This is a genomic window from Alteromonas abrolhosensis (genome assembly GCF_001953635.1).
Lineage (GTDB): Bacteria > Pseudomonadota > Gammaproteobacteria > Enterobacterales > Alteromonadaceae > Alteromonas > Alteromonas abrolhosensis.
The window spans coordinates 76471-90763 of the sequence record NZ_MEJH01000003.1 but is presented as its reverse complement, the minus strand read 5'-3'; the positions used below and the strand labels follow the sequence as shown (position 1 = coordinate 90763).

General features: G+C 42.1%; 17 protein-coding genes. 3 read left to right on the top strand and 14 right to left on the bottom strand.

The window, feature by feature from the left end:
• Positions 1-408: 408 nt before the first annotated feature.
• The 3 genes from BGK61_RS02565 to BGK61_RS02555 all read left to right on the top strand — a co-directional run bounded on the left by BGK61_RS02565 (position 409) and on the right by BGK61_RS02555 (position 4462).
• On the top strand, positions 409-2223 hold the full coding sequence (locus tag BGK61_RS02565; RefSeq protein ID WP_076011458.1) for a copper resistance system multicopper oxidase: 1815 nt from the start codon (positions 409-411) through the stop codon (positions 2221-2223).
• A gap of 9 nt (positions 2224-2232) precedes the next feature.
• Positions 2233-2979, top strand: coding sequence for a copper resistance protein B (locus tag BGK61_RS02560; RefSeq protein ID WP_014978041.1), 747 nt, complete (start codon positions 2233-2235; stop codon positions 2977-2979).
• Between the two features lie 157 nt (positions 2980-3136).
• A complete protein-coding gene (locus BGK61_RS02555) occupies positions 3137-4462 on the top strand; it encodes an APC family permease (RefSeq protein WP_076011457.1) in 1326 nt (441 codons plus the stop codon).
• Positions 4463-4617: 155 nt separating this feature from the next.
• On the opposite strand, the gene BGK61_RS19580 is transcribed toward BGK61_RS02555, so the two are convergent.
• From BGK61_RS19580 to BGK61_RS02485, 14 genes are all read right to left on the bottom strand, one after another.
• On the bottom strand, positions 4618-4773 hold the full coding sequence (locus BGK61_RS19580; protein WP_167369493.1) for a hypothetical protein: 156 nt from the start codon (positions 4771-4773) through the stop codon (positions 4618-4620).
• A 101-nt stretch (positions 4774-4874) separates the two neighbouring features.
• A complete protein-coding gene (locus BGK61_RS02550; RefSeq protein WP_108721582.1) occupies positions 4875-5129 on the bottom strand; it encodes a DUF5676 family membrane protein in 255 nt (84 codons plus the stop codon).
• An 83-nt stretch (positions 5130-5212) separates the two neighbouring features.
• Positions 5213-5584: a hypothetical protein gene (locus BGK61_RS02545; protein WP_076011456.1), complete on the bottom strand. Its 372-nt coding sequence runs from the start codon at positions 5582-5584 to the stop codon at positions 5213-5215.
• An 11-nt stretch (positions 5585-5595) separates the two neighbouring features.
• Positions 5596-6012: a hypothetical protein gene (locus BGK61_RS02540; RefSeq protein ID WP_076011455.1), complete on the bottom strand. Its 417-nt coding sequence runs from the start codon at positions 6010-6012 to the stop codon at positions 5596-5598.
• The gene (locus BGK61_RS02535; RefSeq protein WP_076011454.1) at positions 5996-6655 is read right to left on the bottom strand and encodes a methyltransferase family protein; all 660 of its coding nucleotides are present in this window, start codon (positions 6653-6655) and stop codon (positions 5996-5998) included. Before BGK61_RS02535 ends, BGK61_RS02540 begins: the two co-directional genes overlap by 17 nt.
• Positions 6639-6986, bottom strand: a complete 348-nt coding sequence (locus BGK61_RS02530) for a DUF2933 domain-containing protein (RefSeq protein ID WP_076011453.1) — start codon at positions 6984-6986, stop codon at positions 6639-6641. The genes BGK61_RS02535 and BGK61_RS02530 overlap by 17 nt, the downstream gene beginning before the upstream one ends.
• An 8-nt stretch (positions 6987-6994) precedes the next feature.
• Positions 6995-7345 carry a cupredoxin domain-containing protein gene (locus BGK61_RS02525; protein WP_076011452.1) on the bottom strand — a complete coding sequence of 117 codons (351 nt, stop codon included), beginning with the start codon at positions 7343-7345 and terminating at the stop codon, positions 6995-6997.
• A 14-nt stretch (positions 7346-7359) separates the two neighbouring features.
• Entirely contained in the window at positions 7360-9603 is a 2244-nt protein-coding gene (locus BGK61_RS02520; RefSeq protein ID WP_076011451.1) for a heavy metal translocating P-type ATPase, read from the bottom strand.
• A gap of 75 nt (positions 9604-9678) precedes the next feature.
• Entirely contained in the window at positions 9679-10113 is a 435-nt protein-coding gene (locus BGK61_RS02515; protein ID WP_012516906.1) for a MerR family transcriptional regulator, read from the bottom strand.
• A gap of 794 nt (positions 10114-10907) precedes the next feature.
• A complete protein-coding gene (locus BGK61_RS02505; protein WP_076011450.1) occupies positions 10908-11744 on the bottom strand; it encodes a formyltransferase family protein in 837 nt (278 codons plus the stop codon).
• Positions 11745-12002: 258 nt separating this feature from the next.
• Positions 12003-12473 (bottom strand): YybH family protein, encoded by a 471-nt coding sequence (locus BGK61_RS02500; RefSeq protein WP_076011449.1) that lies wholly within the window; start codon positions 12471-12473, stop codon positions 12003-12005.
• A gap of 27 nt (positions 12474-12500) precedes the next feature.
• Complete coding sequence (locus BGK61_RS02495) at positions 12501-12971, bottom strand: YybH family protein (RefSeq protein WP_012516902.1); 471 nt, start codon at positions 12969-12971, stop codon at positions 12501-12503.
• Positions 12972-12991: 20 nt separating this feature from the next.
• Complete coding sequence (locus BGK61_RS02490) at positions 12992-13879, bottom strand: copper resistance D family protein (protein ID WP_240498943.1); 888 nt, start codon at positions 13877-13879, stop codon at positions 12992-12994.
• A 21-nt stretch (positions 13880-13900) separates the two neighbouring features.
• Entirely contained in the window at positions 13901-14254 is a 354-nt protein-coding gene (locus BGK61_RS02485) for a copper resistance CopC family protein (RefSeq protein WP_012516900.1), read from the bottom strand.
• Positions 14255-14293: the final 39 nt, after the last annotated feature.

Genomic DNA, 14293 nt, shown 5'->3' with positions numbered 1-14293 from the left:
TGTTGCGTGTGAAATGATAATGGATGAACATAGCTCATTAACTAAGGTTTCTCACAAATTCGCAGACGCTCATGAGGAGAAACGTAGCAGTTCACTTAGTTCTAAGCATCAAAGCGCTCACACTGATGGACACCCCTCGCATTCGGATAAATCAGGTTGCTGCAAAGATGGTTGTATGTGTATAGCTACCAATTGCTACCACTTTACAAGTCTTTTTTACGTTCCCATTCGTCAATTTGAAACAACGTTTGCTGAGCAGTATGACATTATCGCTCTAGCTGTTCCCCCCAAAATTTTCACTCCACCTTTTCGTCCCCCGATAGCCTAAGGTACTGACTTAGTTAGTAATACTTTTTAAATGGATGAAATTCCTTCGTCCAGTTAGTATCAATTCAAAGGCTAAAAACTATGAAAAATTCTATCGACAACGGTCGCAGAAGATTTGTGCTCGGTGCCCTGACCTCAAGCGCTGCGGCTGCGTTAACCAACGTTAGTCCTCTATGGGCAGCACCTGTTGGTCGCCATTTTAAAGATCAAGTTTTGACAGGTGATATTAAAAATCTCGATGTGTCAAAAGCGCAAATGCCAATAGGCTCAAATATGGGCTCACCTATAACGATCAACGGTCAAATGCCGGGCCCGTTGATTAGATTGAAAGAAGGACAGAGAGCGCACCTCAATGTAACTAACCACCTAAATCAAGATACTTCAATACACTGGCACGGGATTATTTTACCACCAGATATGGATGGCGTTCCGGGAGTTTCCTTTGCCGGAATAAAACCTGGCGAAACATTTAAATATGCATTCGATGTCGAGCAAAACGGCACCTACTGGTACCACAGTCATTCAGGCCTCCAGGAACAGTTGGGCCATTTAGGACCTCTTGTGATCGACCCCGCAGATGGGGACATTGGGGCTGATAGGGAACATACAATTATTTTAAGCGATTGGACGTTTTCAGACCCCCATGACGTTATGCGAAAACTGAAGGTAGCGGAAGGTTATTACAATTATCAAAAGCGAACTATTTTCGACACGTTAGAAGACGTAAAGAAAAAAGGGCTTGCCGATACATGGGAAGAGCGTGCTATGTGGGGTGCAATGCGTATGAGCCCTCGCGATATAGCTGACGTTACGGGCAGTACATATACATACTTAATGAATGGCCGGACACCACAAGATAATTGGCAGGCCCTGTTTAAAGTAGGCGAGAAAATCCGGTTGAGGATCATAAATGGTTCTGCGATGACTTATTTCGACTTTCGCATCCCAGGGCTTGAAATGACAGTTGTAGCTGCAGATGGTCAGCCTGTTAAACCAGTAAATGTGGATGAGTTTCGAATTGCAGTAGCGGAAACTTATGACGTAATCGTTCAGCCAAAAGAGAGAAAAGCTTATACCTTTTTTGCGGAAAGTTTTGATAGAAGTGGATATGCGCGTGGCACCCTAACCCCGTCAATTGGCCTTACTGCAGAGGTTCCCCCACAGCGAGTTATCACAGAGCGTGGCATGGCGGCGATGGGGATGGACATGTCTGGTATGAAAGGCATGAATATGGATAAGTCCAAGGTCGACAGCTCGGGCATGGCTGCTCCAAAAGGTGATATGAAAGGAATGGGGCAGCATAGCGCCCATACAATGCATGGCACCCAAATGGAAGGAGAAATGACCCCCTCCAAAAAGCTCCCAGTAGAAAGCATAGACATTGTCCACAGCGAAGACGGGCACGGCGCTGGTGCAGCGATGATTGCTAAAAATCCAAGCTCTAGGTTGGATGAACCTGGGATCGGTTTGGAAGACAGCCCACATCGTGTCCTTGTTTATACAGATTTAGTCGGTGAAAGTCCTTGGCCTGACGAAAGAGAGCCGGAACGTCAAATTGAGCTTCACTTAACGGGCAATATGGAAAGGTACATGTGGTCGTTCGATGGCAAAAAGTTTAGTGAAGTAGATGGATATGTACGTTTCAATTATGGCGAGAGACTACGTCTGATCTTGGTTAATGACACTATGATGGATCACCCTATTCATTTACATGGTATGTGGATGGAACTTGAAAACGGCCAATATCCAAGACCTCGTAAACACACGATCAGCCTCAAGCCTGGAGAGAAGGTCTCGTTACAAATCAGCGCAGATGCCCCCGGTGAGTGGGCGTTTCATTGTCACCTGCTATACCACATGGAAGCAGGTATGTTTCGTGTTGTACAGGTCGCATAGGAGATTAAAATGAAACAGATATTAATAGCAGGCCTAATAACATTAACTTTGAGCGTTGACAATGCTCTGGCTCAATCAAGAGATGACTGGCCATCTCCTATTCCTAATGAATATTTTGGCCAAGTTCTATTTGACCGGCTTGAATATACTCGCACTGATGAGCAGCAAAATATAGCGGTCTGGGACATGCAGGCGTGGTATGGCGGAGATTACCATCGTCTTGTTTTTAAAAGCGAAGGCGAAAATACACAAAACGATGGAATGCCTACTGATCTGGAACGAGCTGAACTGTTATACGGTTATCTCGTTTCTTCTTTTTGGTCTATACAATTTGGTGTGGGCACAAAGGGAGAGCTGTCATCCGATGCGGATATGGAGAACTATGCGGTGGTCAGTTATCAAGGTCTAGCGCCTTACTGGTTTGAAATGGAAAATTCACTGCGTATTAACGAAGACGGTGACATGCAGTTCATCAATGAGACCGAATATGACTGGCAACTAAGTCAAGTTTCCTATCTGCAACCGCGATTAGAAGTTGTTGCCAACCTCACCGATTCTGAAAAGTATGACCGTCAAAGCGGGCTGAGTAATATTCGTATTGGTTTGCGATATCGGCATGAAATAGTGAGGGAGGTAGCACCTTATGTCGGTGTTTATTACAGCAAAGCTTTGGGAAATACAGCTGATGCATTAAAGGCTGAAGGCAAGTCAACCAGTGAGACTGGTGTGGTGTTAGGTGCAAGGATTTGGTTTTAAACGCCCTACGCTAAAAATGAAATAACTGGTATGCCATTGCCAGTTATTTCTTTCTACACGTCTTCGAATTTGTTTTGTAATGGGCCTGTGTCCTTATATTTGCTGCAGGTTGCTTTTGTTGTTACTCAGGCTCATATGACATAAAGGAGTAACCAATATGAATGATCACGAGCATTCAAAAAGGAAAGATTCGTTAAGCCTCTGGGGCGCGGTATCGATGGGAACTGGTGTAATGATAGGTGCTGGTATATTTGCTTTAACCGGGCAAATAGCGGAGCTGGCAGGCACATGGTTTCCATTTGCGTTTTTAGTTGCAGCGATAATTGCAGGGTTTAGCTCATACAGTTACGTCAAAATGGCACAGAAATACCCCTCTGCAGGTGGTATCGCCATGTTTCTGAAAAAAGCCTATGGTAGAGGTCTGCTGACTGGTGCCTGTGCATTGCTAATGTTTTTTTCCATGGTTATCAATGAAAGTTTGGTAGCCCGCACTTTTGGCACTTATGTCCTACAATTGTTTGACTCTCAGGGCGCTGAGTGGCTTATACCAGCGCTTGGCGTGAGTCTTCTTATTGTGGCATTCATTGTTAATATTTTGAGTAATCAATTCATACAGACCCTCTCATTTATTATGGCTTTTATCAAAATAGCAGGACTTGCAGTTTTGGCAATTGGTGGGCTGTGGGCAACCGGTTTGTCGTTTGAGAGCGTTTCAGCTCAACCGCAAGATACCAGCGCAACCGGTTTTCTCGGAGCCGTGGCACTTGGTATATTGGGATACAAAGGATTCACTACAATCACAAACAGCGGAGGCGAGCTCAAACAACCAGAAAAAAATGTAGGAAGGGCCATAGTCATTTCTATATCCATTTGTGTGGTACTTTATGTTTTTGTCGCAGTTGCAGTAGGAGCAAATTTATCAATTGGCGAAATAATACAGGCAAAAGATTATTCGCTTGCTGAAGCATCTCGACCCGCATTCGGCCAGTATGGTGCTTGGTTTACTATAGCTTTCGCGATTATTGCCACGTCTTCCGGTGTCGTTGCCAGCATCTTCGCTGTTTCAAGAATGCTATCGATGCTTACATCAATGCAACTTGTGCCTCACCGTCATTTTTCATTACCGGGAGATATAAGAAGACATTCCTTAATTTATACGTTAGTCATCGCAATATTTCTTACCATATTCTTCGATTTGAGCCGCATAGCCTCCATCGGTGTAGTTTTTTATATAGTAATGGATATTTTCATCCACTGGGGAGTGTTCAAGCATTTACGAGATGATGTGCAAGCTAAAGCTTGGGTACTAGTCAGTGCAATTATTCTCGATATCATTGTTCTTCTATCTTTTATGTGGGTGAAAGCAAAATCAGATATCTTCATTGTTGGGATTTCTGTGGCTGGACTTCTTATCGTATTCGCGGCTGAGAAATGGTTTCTAAAGCTCCATGCGTATGATGATGATGATAAAAATTATAACTGATGCAAATCATTGAGGCTGTTCATGAACTACATCGACGGAGTAAGACAATATTCAGCGTAGGCAGAGTAGCAGCCTAAAAGGTAAGCGCAGTTGTTATGAATAGGAAAGGAATTAACCGGCATTAGCGTGCCGGTTATTTTTACTCGTGGCACACTTTAACCGCTTTTTTGCTGCTTCAGTGTATCCATTATTTCAGCAAACTCCTGTCCTTTTGACTCAGGTGGCTGGCTACAACCCTGCTGCTCTGTATTGGTTTGACTGGGTAGTTGCATGGCTTGCTGTAAGGCTAATTCTGAATTACTGGTTATCATAATATCTCACCGTTAGTTTAAATTTATGTGGCAGTAGATATCAGCAAATATCGTACCTGTGCTAAAAGGACAAATACTGACTATTCTTTTAGCCCTCACTACTACAGCTGCCTATTGTAAATACTGGCAATGAGCCAACCCAGTACACCTGCGAACAAAGCCCATAAAGCTCCGCCTATCACTACACCCAATAAAGGCACGTTCCATCTCATCCCTTGCCAGTCTGTGAACATTATATTACCAGCCTTGGGTGACATCATGTCGGGCATTGTAGTAATAAACAAAGAACTAACAACCCACACGAAGCTGAACGATGCGGCGCACGCGAACGCAAATACATTTTCTCGAATTTTCATCTTACGCCTCCTTAAAGCCAGCATCATAATGTAACGACATCGCTCAGCATTGTTGTTGAGTGAGAACGTAGAGCACATTAAGGTTATGTACGCTTCCTGTGAGCGCCCTGCGGCAAGTGGTGGCAACTCCACGGTTTGTGCGTCGCATTGTCTTTTATATTTTGATCTACAAACTGGTAATAACCTTCTTTTGTGTGTGTCCACCAGTCATTGTGAAGATCTGCGCCGTGTTTTCGAATGATCGCTTCAATAGCGTCTAAATCGATATGTGTCGCATCATATGCCAGATGAATAGCCCCTTCTTTGATGTTGTAGCTCACCTCATCAATACCAAAAAGCTTATCAATCTCTTCAATTAGTGCATCGCAGTTTGTCTGAATGACATTAGTAAGCCGTATATTCCGAACGACTAAATTGTCTTCTCTGACACCCACTCTGTGATCTAAATCACTCATATCTTTCTTCCTCAGTGTTGATTTGAATGCTTCTCAGATTCAGATAAATGGTTTCCAGTCATTTTCCTCATCATCATTTCCATCATATTAAGGTGCATTTCTGCCATAGTAATTTGATCTTGCATGGGCTGCGCATCCATTTTTTCATGCATCATATCCATCATTCCCATCATGGATTGCATGTGTTTATTCATCATTTCACGTTGTTTCTGTGGATCTCTTTCTGATTTGATTGCCTGAACGTCTTCCTTCATTGCTTTCATTTTTGCATGCGCCATATGCATATCTTTATCAGACATATTCATTCCCATTTGCATCTTTGGTTTGTCTGATGCCTGATGCTTGTGCTCATTCATTTGTTGAGCTTGCGCTGTTGCAATCATTACTAACGCGATCGAAAAAGCAGTTGATTTAAAGAGTTTTTTCATGATTTTCACCTTTTGTGTTGAGACTTGGGAGCCAGCTTGGAGTAGTTTTGATATAACTCACATACTCTTCGCCAAATTCAGCTGTAGCTAGCATTTCTTCACGCTTTGCCAGTTTTATGTACACAGCAACTAAAATAGGAAACATGACCAGTGTCGGAATGGTCGGCCATTGCAACAAAAAACCAAACATGATCAGTATAAAAGCTAAGTATTGAGGGTGGCGACACAGCGCATACCATCCTGTCTTTGCTAGATAATGGTTCTTCTGAGCGTGGTGTAGAACACTCCATGCAGAGGATAAAATGAAGAATCCTGCAACAATAAATAGCATACTAGCGATATGAAATGGGTCCCAGTGGGCGTCGCCATTTAAACCAAAGAAAGTATGCAACAGGTGTCCGTTTTCGTGCGCAAAAAAGTTTACTTCCGGATAGGTTTCAGCAAGCCAACCTGATAAGAAATAAATAGTGAGTGGGAAGCCATACATCTCGGTAAACAGGGCTACAATAAACGCAGAGAATATCCCCAAGCTTCGCCAGTCGGTGGAAGATTTTGGCTTTACAAAACTGAATGCAAAAAAGATAAAAATAGCTGAGTTCAGTATCACCATTGACCATAAGCCATAATCATATGTATCTTTCATGTTGGTTGTCCTTTTTAAGTGACTCCTTTCGGCCTTCCTCCAACCCCTGAATGTATCCATAACGATAAGCCGCGTTGTTATCACTCAATTCCTGAAAACTTTTCTGCTTATTGTCACTGTCGCGAGAATGTTCGTGGGCGTGTCCGTGTTTACCGTGGCTACTGTGCATGAATATATGCATGAATGGGCACAGCAATAAAATCAAATAGGGAAGAAACTGAAGGACATGATGACCATGTTCGAATATTAAAAAATAAGTAACGGCAGCGATCATCGCTAATGCTGCCCACCCTGTAGGTGTTGACCAAAATCTGGGGTGACTGTTTTTCATGACTCCTCCTATACCACCGTAAGAACACCGCGATACATCTGCATCTGGCAGTGAAAAGTATGTTCGCCCTGTGGGACGTTTTCGAGGTGAATTGGTGTTACCTCATTAAGCGTTAGCTGCTCACTGATATCTAATGAAGGAATTAGCAGTACTTCGGAACAGGGAGACTCATCTTTGCGCAAAAACTTCAAGGTAACAGATTGGTTTGCGTTTACCTGAATAGACGCTGGTGAGTACACGCCATTTTTTACTTCTATGAGTATTTCGTTACTTTCAGTAACTGTCTGATCAGGCTTGTATAACCAAAACCACCAAATAATCAGTGCAATAACCGTAAGTCCTACAATATTAATTATCATCTTGAGAAAACTCCTTAGTGGTCCTTTGCCTTGAATAGGCGAAGCCGGTTCGCATTTGATACCACTGTTAACGAAGAAAATGCCATGGCGGCTCCGGCGATAACTGGGCTTAGCAATATTCCGAAAAATGGATAGAGCAAGCCCGCCGCAAAAGGTATACCTGCTACGTTGTAGATAAAGGCTCCAAACAAGTTTTGCTTAATGTTGCGCAAGGTGGCTTTACTGATCGCTATAGCATCGGCCAGACCATGCAACGAGCCGCGCATCAGGGTGATATCGGCGCTTTCAATGGCAACGTCCGTTCCTGTACCAATGGCAAAGCCAACATCAGCCAAGGCAAGAGCCGGAGCATCGTTAATTCCATCACCAGTCATACCCACTACTTCTCTCTGCTGCTGTAATTCATGTACTTTGTTGGCCTTATCTTCGGGCAATACTTCAGCAAAAAACTCGCTTATTGCCGCTTTCTTTGCCACTGCAGCAGCAGTTTCTTTGTTGTCCCCAGTTAACATGATGACCCGGATATCATTAGCCTGAAGACGCTTGATGGCAGAAACAGAGTCAGGTTTTATCGGGTCGGCAACCGCTATGATGGCAGCAAGTTGTCCATCTACAGCGAAATACATGGGAGTTTTGGCGTCTTTGGCCAGTGTTTCTGCTTTCTCTGAATAATTACCTATGCCCACCCCTTTTGAAGCCATGAGCTTGCTGTTACCAAACAATAAGGCCTTTCCTTCACAACGGCCTTCAACCCCCATACCGGTAATCGCATTAAACTCTTCGGTTTTCAGCAGCTCAATGCCCTGGTCGTGGGCACTTTCTACTATCGCCATTGCTAATGGGTGCTCTGAACCATTTTCCAGACTAGCTGCCAATTGCAGCACTGTCTTTTCATCACTGGAATTGGCTAAAATTATGTCAGTGACCTTGGGTGTACCTTCCGTAATCGTTCCGGTTTTATCCAGTATCATCACACTGATTTTTGATGCCGTTTGTAGCGCTTCGCCGTTGCGAATTAGCACGCCGGCTTCAGCAGCCTTTCCAACCCCCACCATAACTGACATCGGCGTGGCTAGGCCCAATGCACATGGACAAGCAATGATCAATACAGTGGTGGCCGAAACTATGGCAAATGCCAGTGCGGGCTCAGGGCCAAAGTTCAGCCATGCTAGCGCACTGAGCACAGATATAATCATGACCACAGGAACAAAGTAAGCGGATATCACGTCAGCTAAGCGCCCAATAGGCGGCTTTGAATTTTGTGCGCGTTTAACCATTGCAATGATTTGCGCCAGAGCCGTGTCTTTACCTACTCGAGTTGCTTTAAATAGAAACATTCCTGACTTGTTGAGAGTTCCAGCAACGACTTCATCGCCATGTGATTTTTCAACTGGCATCGGTTCCCCGGTTAGCATGGACTCGTCGATTGACGTATGGCCTTCAACAACCACACCATCAACAGGCACTTTTTCTCCAGGCCTGACTTTGATGACATCGTTAAAAAGCACTTGCTCGATAGCGATCTGGACCTCTTTATTGTCGCGAATAACCGTGGCTGTTTTCGCTTGTAATCCAATTAAACGTTTGATTGCTTCTGAGGTTTTTCCGCGGGCTTTTAGTTCTAAGGCAAGCCCCAGATCAATTAGACCAATGATCATAGCTGTAGCTTCAAAATAAACGTGCCTTGCCATTAACGGCACTGCTTCAGGTACCAACACTACCAACATCGAATAGAACCATGCTGTGCCTGTACCAAGTGCAATGAGTGTATCCATATTGGCAGAATGATTTTTAAAGCTCTTCCACGCACCGATGTAAAAATGCCGGCCGGAAAAGAACATTACACCTAGCGTCAGTAGGCCAACTGCTAGCCACAACAACCTCTCGACATTAGTCTCGACCGTCATTTCGTCGACAACAATGCTATAAGTCATTAGAGGGATACCTAGCGAAAGCGCAATAAAAGTATCTCGCATCAGCTTTTTGTAATAGGTCCTATCCGCTGCTTCTTTTTCATCGACTACATCAGTGTCAGGCTTATCTTCGAAAGGCTTTGCGTTGTAACCAACGGACTCTACTGCTTGAACCAATAATTGAGAATCCGCTGTACCCGATACAAGTACTGTTCTGTCTGCAAAGTTCATTTCGGCATTCTGCACTCCCGGCGTCTGCTTCAAGGCAGCTTCTATTTTTCCAACGCAACTGGCACATCCGGCGCCTTCTATCACTAATTGTCGCTGTGTTACTTCTGCACTCATAGTGCTCTCCTTTTTTCCTATTTTTAGAAGACTTGTTTTTTGACGGACAACAATTTTTCTGAAGAAACACCTGCATTAAGTTCTGTCATTTATGTTTTCCTCCAGGACGGTGTGTTCAAACTCTTCTATTAAATGACAGACCACGTGTGAGGATGGGGCTTTGTCACCCATTGCTCCCCACTTCCTTACTGCCAGCATCATATTTTGCCTGAGTAACAACATTGCCTTAAATTGTCTTTCTGTTTCTGCTAGCCTTCTTGCAATTAAGGTTCTAACTAGGGGACAAGCGGTCTTTCCATTATCTGCTTCTCTGAGAATTTGCTTGATATCTTCAACTGAAAAACCTAAATGCCTTGCACTTAATATAAACCGCAACCTGGAAGCATCTTTCGTTGAATAGAATTTATAACCATTGTCAGATTTTGCCGGCGTTATTAACTGCAAGCGCGTGTAATAGCGAACAGTATCTGGCGTTGTAGCCAAGGCGCTTGCGATCTCTCTTACTTTCATAGTTGTTCCGATGTCTTTAACCTAAGTTTTTACTTATACCTAAAGGCTAAACCTGTGTGTGGGACGCAGGTCAATAGGCATGTAACTCGTGAATCTTTCGGTTCTAAGATGTAATGCATTTTTAAGTGAGGCGGATAGTGCTTGCTGTTCGTTTACTGATAGCAAACAGTGTCTCGATGTATATTAATTAAGCAGTTAATCATCTAAGACATTCTTTGATTGCAATTGATTCGTAAAGAAAACTTAGAGAAAAGCCTCACTGAGTTTATGTGTAGCTTTTAATCGGAGGGTGGAAGGGAGGAGAGTGTATACCAATTAAAGGGGCAATATTTATATCTGAAAATGAGCTTTGCTTAATGTTTTCACTTATCAGAATTTCAATATTTGAAAGTATACAAAATTGGGTTAAAGAAGTTGCACAGTAAGCACCTATACAGCACGCGCATATCGATTGATCATTTCCTTCGCAGTGCTGCACATCCTGGTTCTTTTCTGAATGAAGTGTGTGATTATTTAAAGTAGTATGTTCTATGTTTGATAAGGAATCATTTGAGGACATATGAGATTCTGATGTGTCGTGACCATCACATTCAATTGGGTTCGTCATAGCAAAGCCGTGCTGTGAAAGCAGCGCAGCTATTAGTACTAATTTAAACCACTTATAAATGCCTGACACAATAAACTCCATCAGTGAGTAAGGGAATAGTAGCGGTATTCCGTTATTCTTACTTTGACGTAGATCAACACAACACTAAAAAGTGCTTAGGACCTTTAAACATTAAAGCCGTAATCAACTAGTTTAGTACTCTTGATTCATATAGCCTTAAACTACGCTTAGAAAGTACAACATAGCCATCATTTATAGCAATGCTTTTAATTAGTGCATCCTCAAAGATTATGCTACCGCACGTGAAATCGTGACTGAAAGTTGTGACTTCGACATCATTTGCGATATATAACGCGTTATCTAACGAAATAAGAATCCCAAAGTGCCCATATTGTCGAAGAGCATGACTAAATTGAGCGGTGTTTTGATCCCAATTTACAAACCTTCTTTTTACTGGAGGTAGACTTTGGAATGACGCTAGCTTTTCCAATTGAGGTGTGGCGTTATTATAAAGTTCATTAAAGTTATTAAGTAATTCTTCTAACAGAGTTTCTGCGAGTAACTGAGACTTGACCATCAATGATGAAATCGTTTCATTGTCTTCGACCTCAAATTTCTCTTGGATTAGGATGCTACCTGCATCAAGTTTCTCAGTAAGTTTATGAATGCTAACACCCGCGTTCTCAGGGTTGTCGACAATGTAGGTGAGTGGGGTTGGGCCTCTACTTTTGGGTAGTAAAGATGGGTGGATATTAATTGCATATTTTATTTCGTTTGTGGGTAATTTGTATCCGTAATCGGCTACAACAAAGACTATCTGTTCGTCATTTAAATATCTTTTAAGAGTCACGATACTTGGGTTTTCAGTGGAATAAACAATATTGTATTTACGACAAATTCGTTTGATGAAGCTCGCATTTTCCTGAACATCGTTTATAAAAACGCGCTCAATGTTAAATCTATTTTTGATTAGAAGTGACAAACAATTCGAGAATAAGTCGTTTCCAAAATAAACGATTTTCATATTTCTCTGCACCTTCTGAGAGTAGCGCATGTGGAACAAAATGTAGGTTGGGAGGACAAGTGTTTAAGAATTTGATGTTGATTAAAAATCTTTGCAAAAACGAATAATAAGGATTCATTAGCGGGCGGGACGCGTAGTTCGTGCCAATATGAAGTGTAAGGCATTTTGGCAATAGGATAGCCGAAATGGTTCTGATCTTGAGCAAACTGGAAAGCTACCGTTGATATTACCAAAGTAGCTTTCAATACATTTATTTCGCTAGTCTTTTGCACGATTTCTACTAGAGGAATGCGTGTGAACTACCAGCCACTCACCGTTAACTTTTTTAAAAAGAAAGGTTTGAAACCCCGTTTTGTTGAAAGTTTTTCCAGACTTCCTAACCTCTCCTTGAACGGTTGTATCAACGAGTGTCCAAGCAAAATCATCTTCTACATGAGTTTGAATGTTAGAAAAATCTAAACTTAAGAAAACTAAGGCATCCTTTTCTGGTTCAACATGATGCTCTATCAAGTCACTTAACCCTACATTCTGTCCGCCAGATTCAAAGTATCTTGCGCCTTTAAAGTCGAAAAAGTGCTTTTTAAAGGGGGCACCGTCTCCATTCTCCCAGCCATATTCAATTTGCTTTATAATGTCTTTTATCTGATCTTTATCAGTTACATTGTTATCATGAGCGAAAGTGAAGGAAGATAACAAAGACGAAATGATTATGATTAAAAATTTTTTCATACGAGCTCTCTCGGGTAGTTAATCGAATCAATTTGACCAATGAATATGTTTGATTTTCCACTCTCCTTCGGTGTTGATTAAGACAATTGTTTCCATACTTTGGTAGTCTCTCTCTTCCCCCTTAAACATCCCATTGACCAGAAACCGCGATGCGGAGATTGCTGTGTTGCCCAGAACTTTGACTTGATGCTCCAACGCTTTATTTGTCACTGACGATAGATATTCCATATCTGAATTCATATGATGTTGAGCATATTCATCTGCGCTCCTCTCAACTCCGCCTCCCTCATAAATAGTCACATCATCCGCCAGAAGGCTCTTCGCAGTGATTTTGTCTCCCGTATTAAGCGCGTGATGGAATGCAATAACTATTTTAGCTGCAGGCGTATCTAACCCACTAAACATACCTTTCTCATGATGTTCTTTTTCATGGGCACTAGCAGCAAAACTCATGATTACGGGCATGATAAATAGTAAGACTAATAATTTAATTTTCATTTGAATTTCTCTTCTAAGTTTTATCTTTCGGGACCTACAATACTCGTAAGCCCAGAAGTAATGATTAAAATAGCAACTGCTATTGTTAACTCTAATGAAATGGATTTTGAGAGTGCTTCGCTTCCCGAGCCACTTTTAAGTTTTGGGACTAATTTCAGTTTGTGCCGTATAGCAATAGCTAGAATGCTAGTTACAAGGAACATTTTAAAAAGAAGAGTTTGCCCATATATGGAGCTAAATAACCCTTCAAAACTACCTACCAATTGAATAGCTAGCCAAATGCCTGCAGATAATAATAAGGTAACCAATACGGCCGCCTGCGTACCAAACCTATCCATTAATTTATAAAGCTTTTCGTAGCTCTCGTAATGGCAGGAGAGCTTTAACGGAATCAATGCACCAAACCACCAAGCCATAACAAATACGTGAACCATAAGTAGTATTCGAGCAATACTTCCTAATTCAGAAACGTGGCCGGTTAAAGTAAATGTGTACGAGAGAGTGAATAGACACAGCACAAGTAAGTAAGACTTTAACCTTAGGAAAGGTTTAAGAGGTTTAAATTTCAATAAGTAGATAGTTATTAAAGCTACGGCTAACCCCCCCGCACGATACAAGGTGACTTCACCGATAGGAGAACTCAACATTATCTTAAGCATAAAGGGGTCAAGTGCGCCTTGAATTCCCTCTTCTACCATCGCTCCAGTGTTCGCGATAAACCACACTGCATTAGAAATAAACGCAACAAAGACACAAACCTTTACCCATACAGCGCTAAAAGATGGCGTTGTATAACTTGTCCTACTGTCGTTAATATCTCGCCAGAAAAATGTATATCCAGCTGTGGCCGCGAAACCTAAATAAAACATTAGCTTTGACACTACAATTACAGTGTTCCAGATATACATTTCCACAGCTGAATCCCCTTTTTAGTGCACCATAAATCCAAAACTATCTTTCATCTTGTGCCCATCGGAGCCAAGCATGATGAACTCAACATTGTATGAACCTGGACGTAATTTAGGTAAGGTCCAAGAATAATCCGTTGCAACCTCTTTCGGAGGTTCAAAGCCAAAATCAACTTTTGCACCTTCACTATCTTTTAAAACTACTTTTATTAATCTAACTCCCTTGGTAAAGCTGACTGATAGTTCCATTGGGGCCTCCATCAACATTGCATTTTTGCTTGGTGTGCTAGATTTAATTTCTATAGCCTCATGTGCTAATGCCACGCTGCTTAGCAGTACACTAAAAATTGCAAATGATTTAACAAGTGCTTTCATGATTACCTCTATCTTTGGTTAATATTCGGTTTTAAAAAA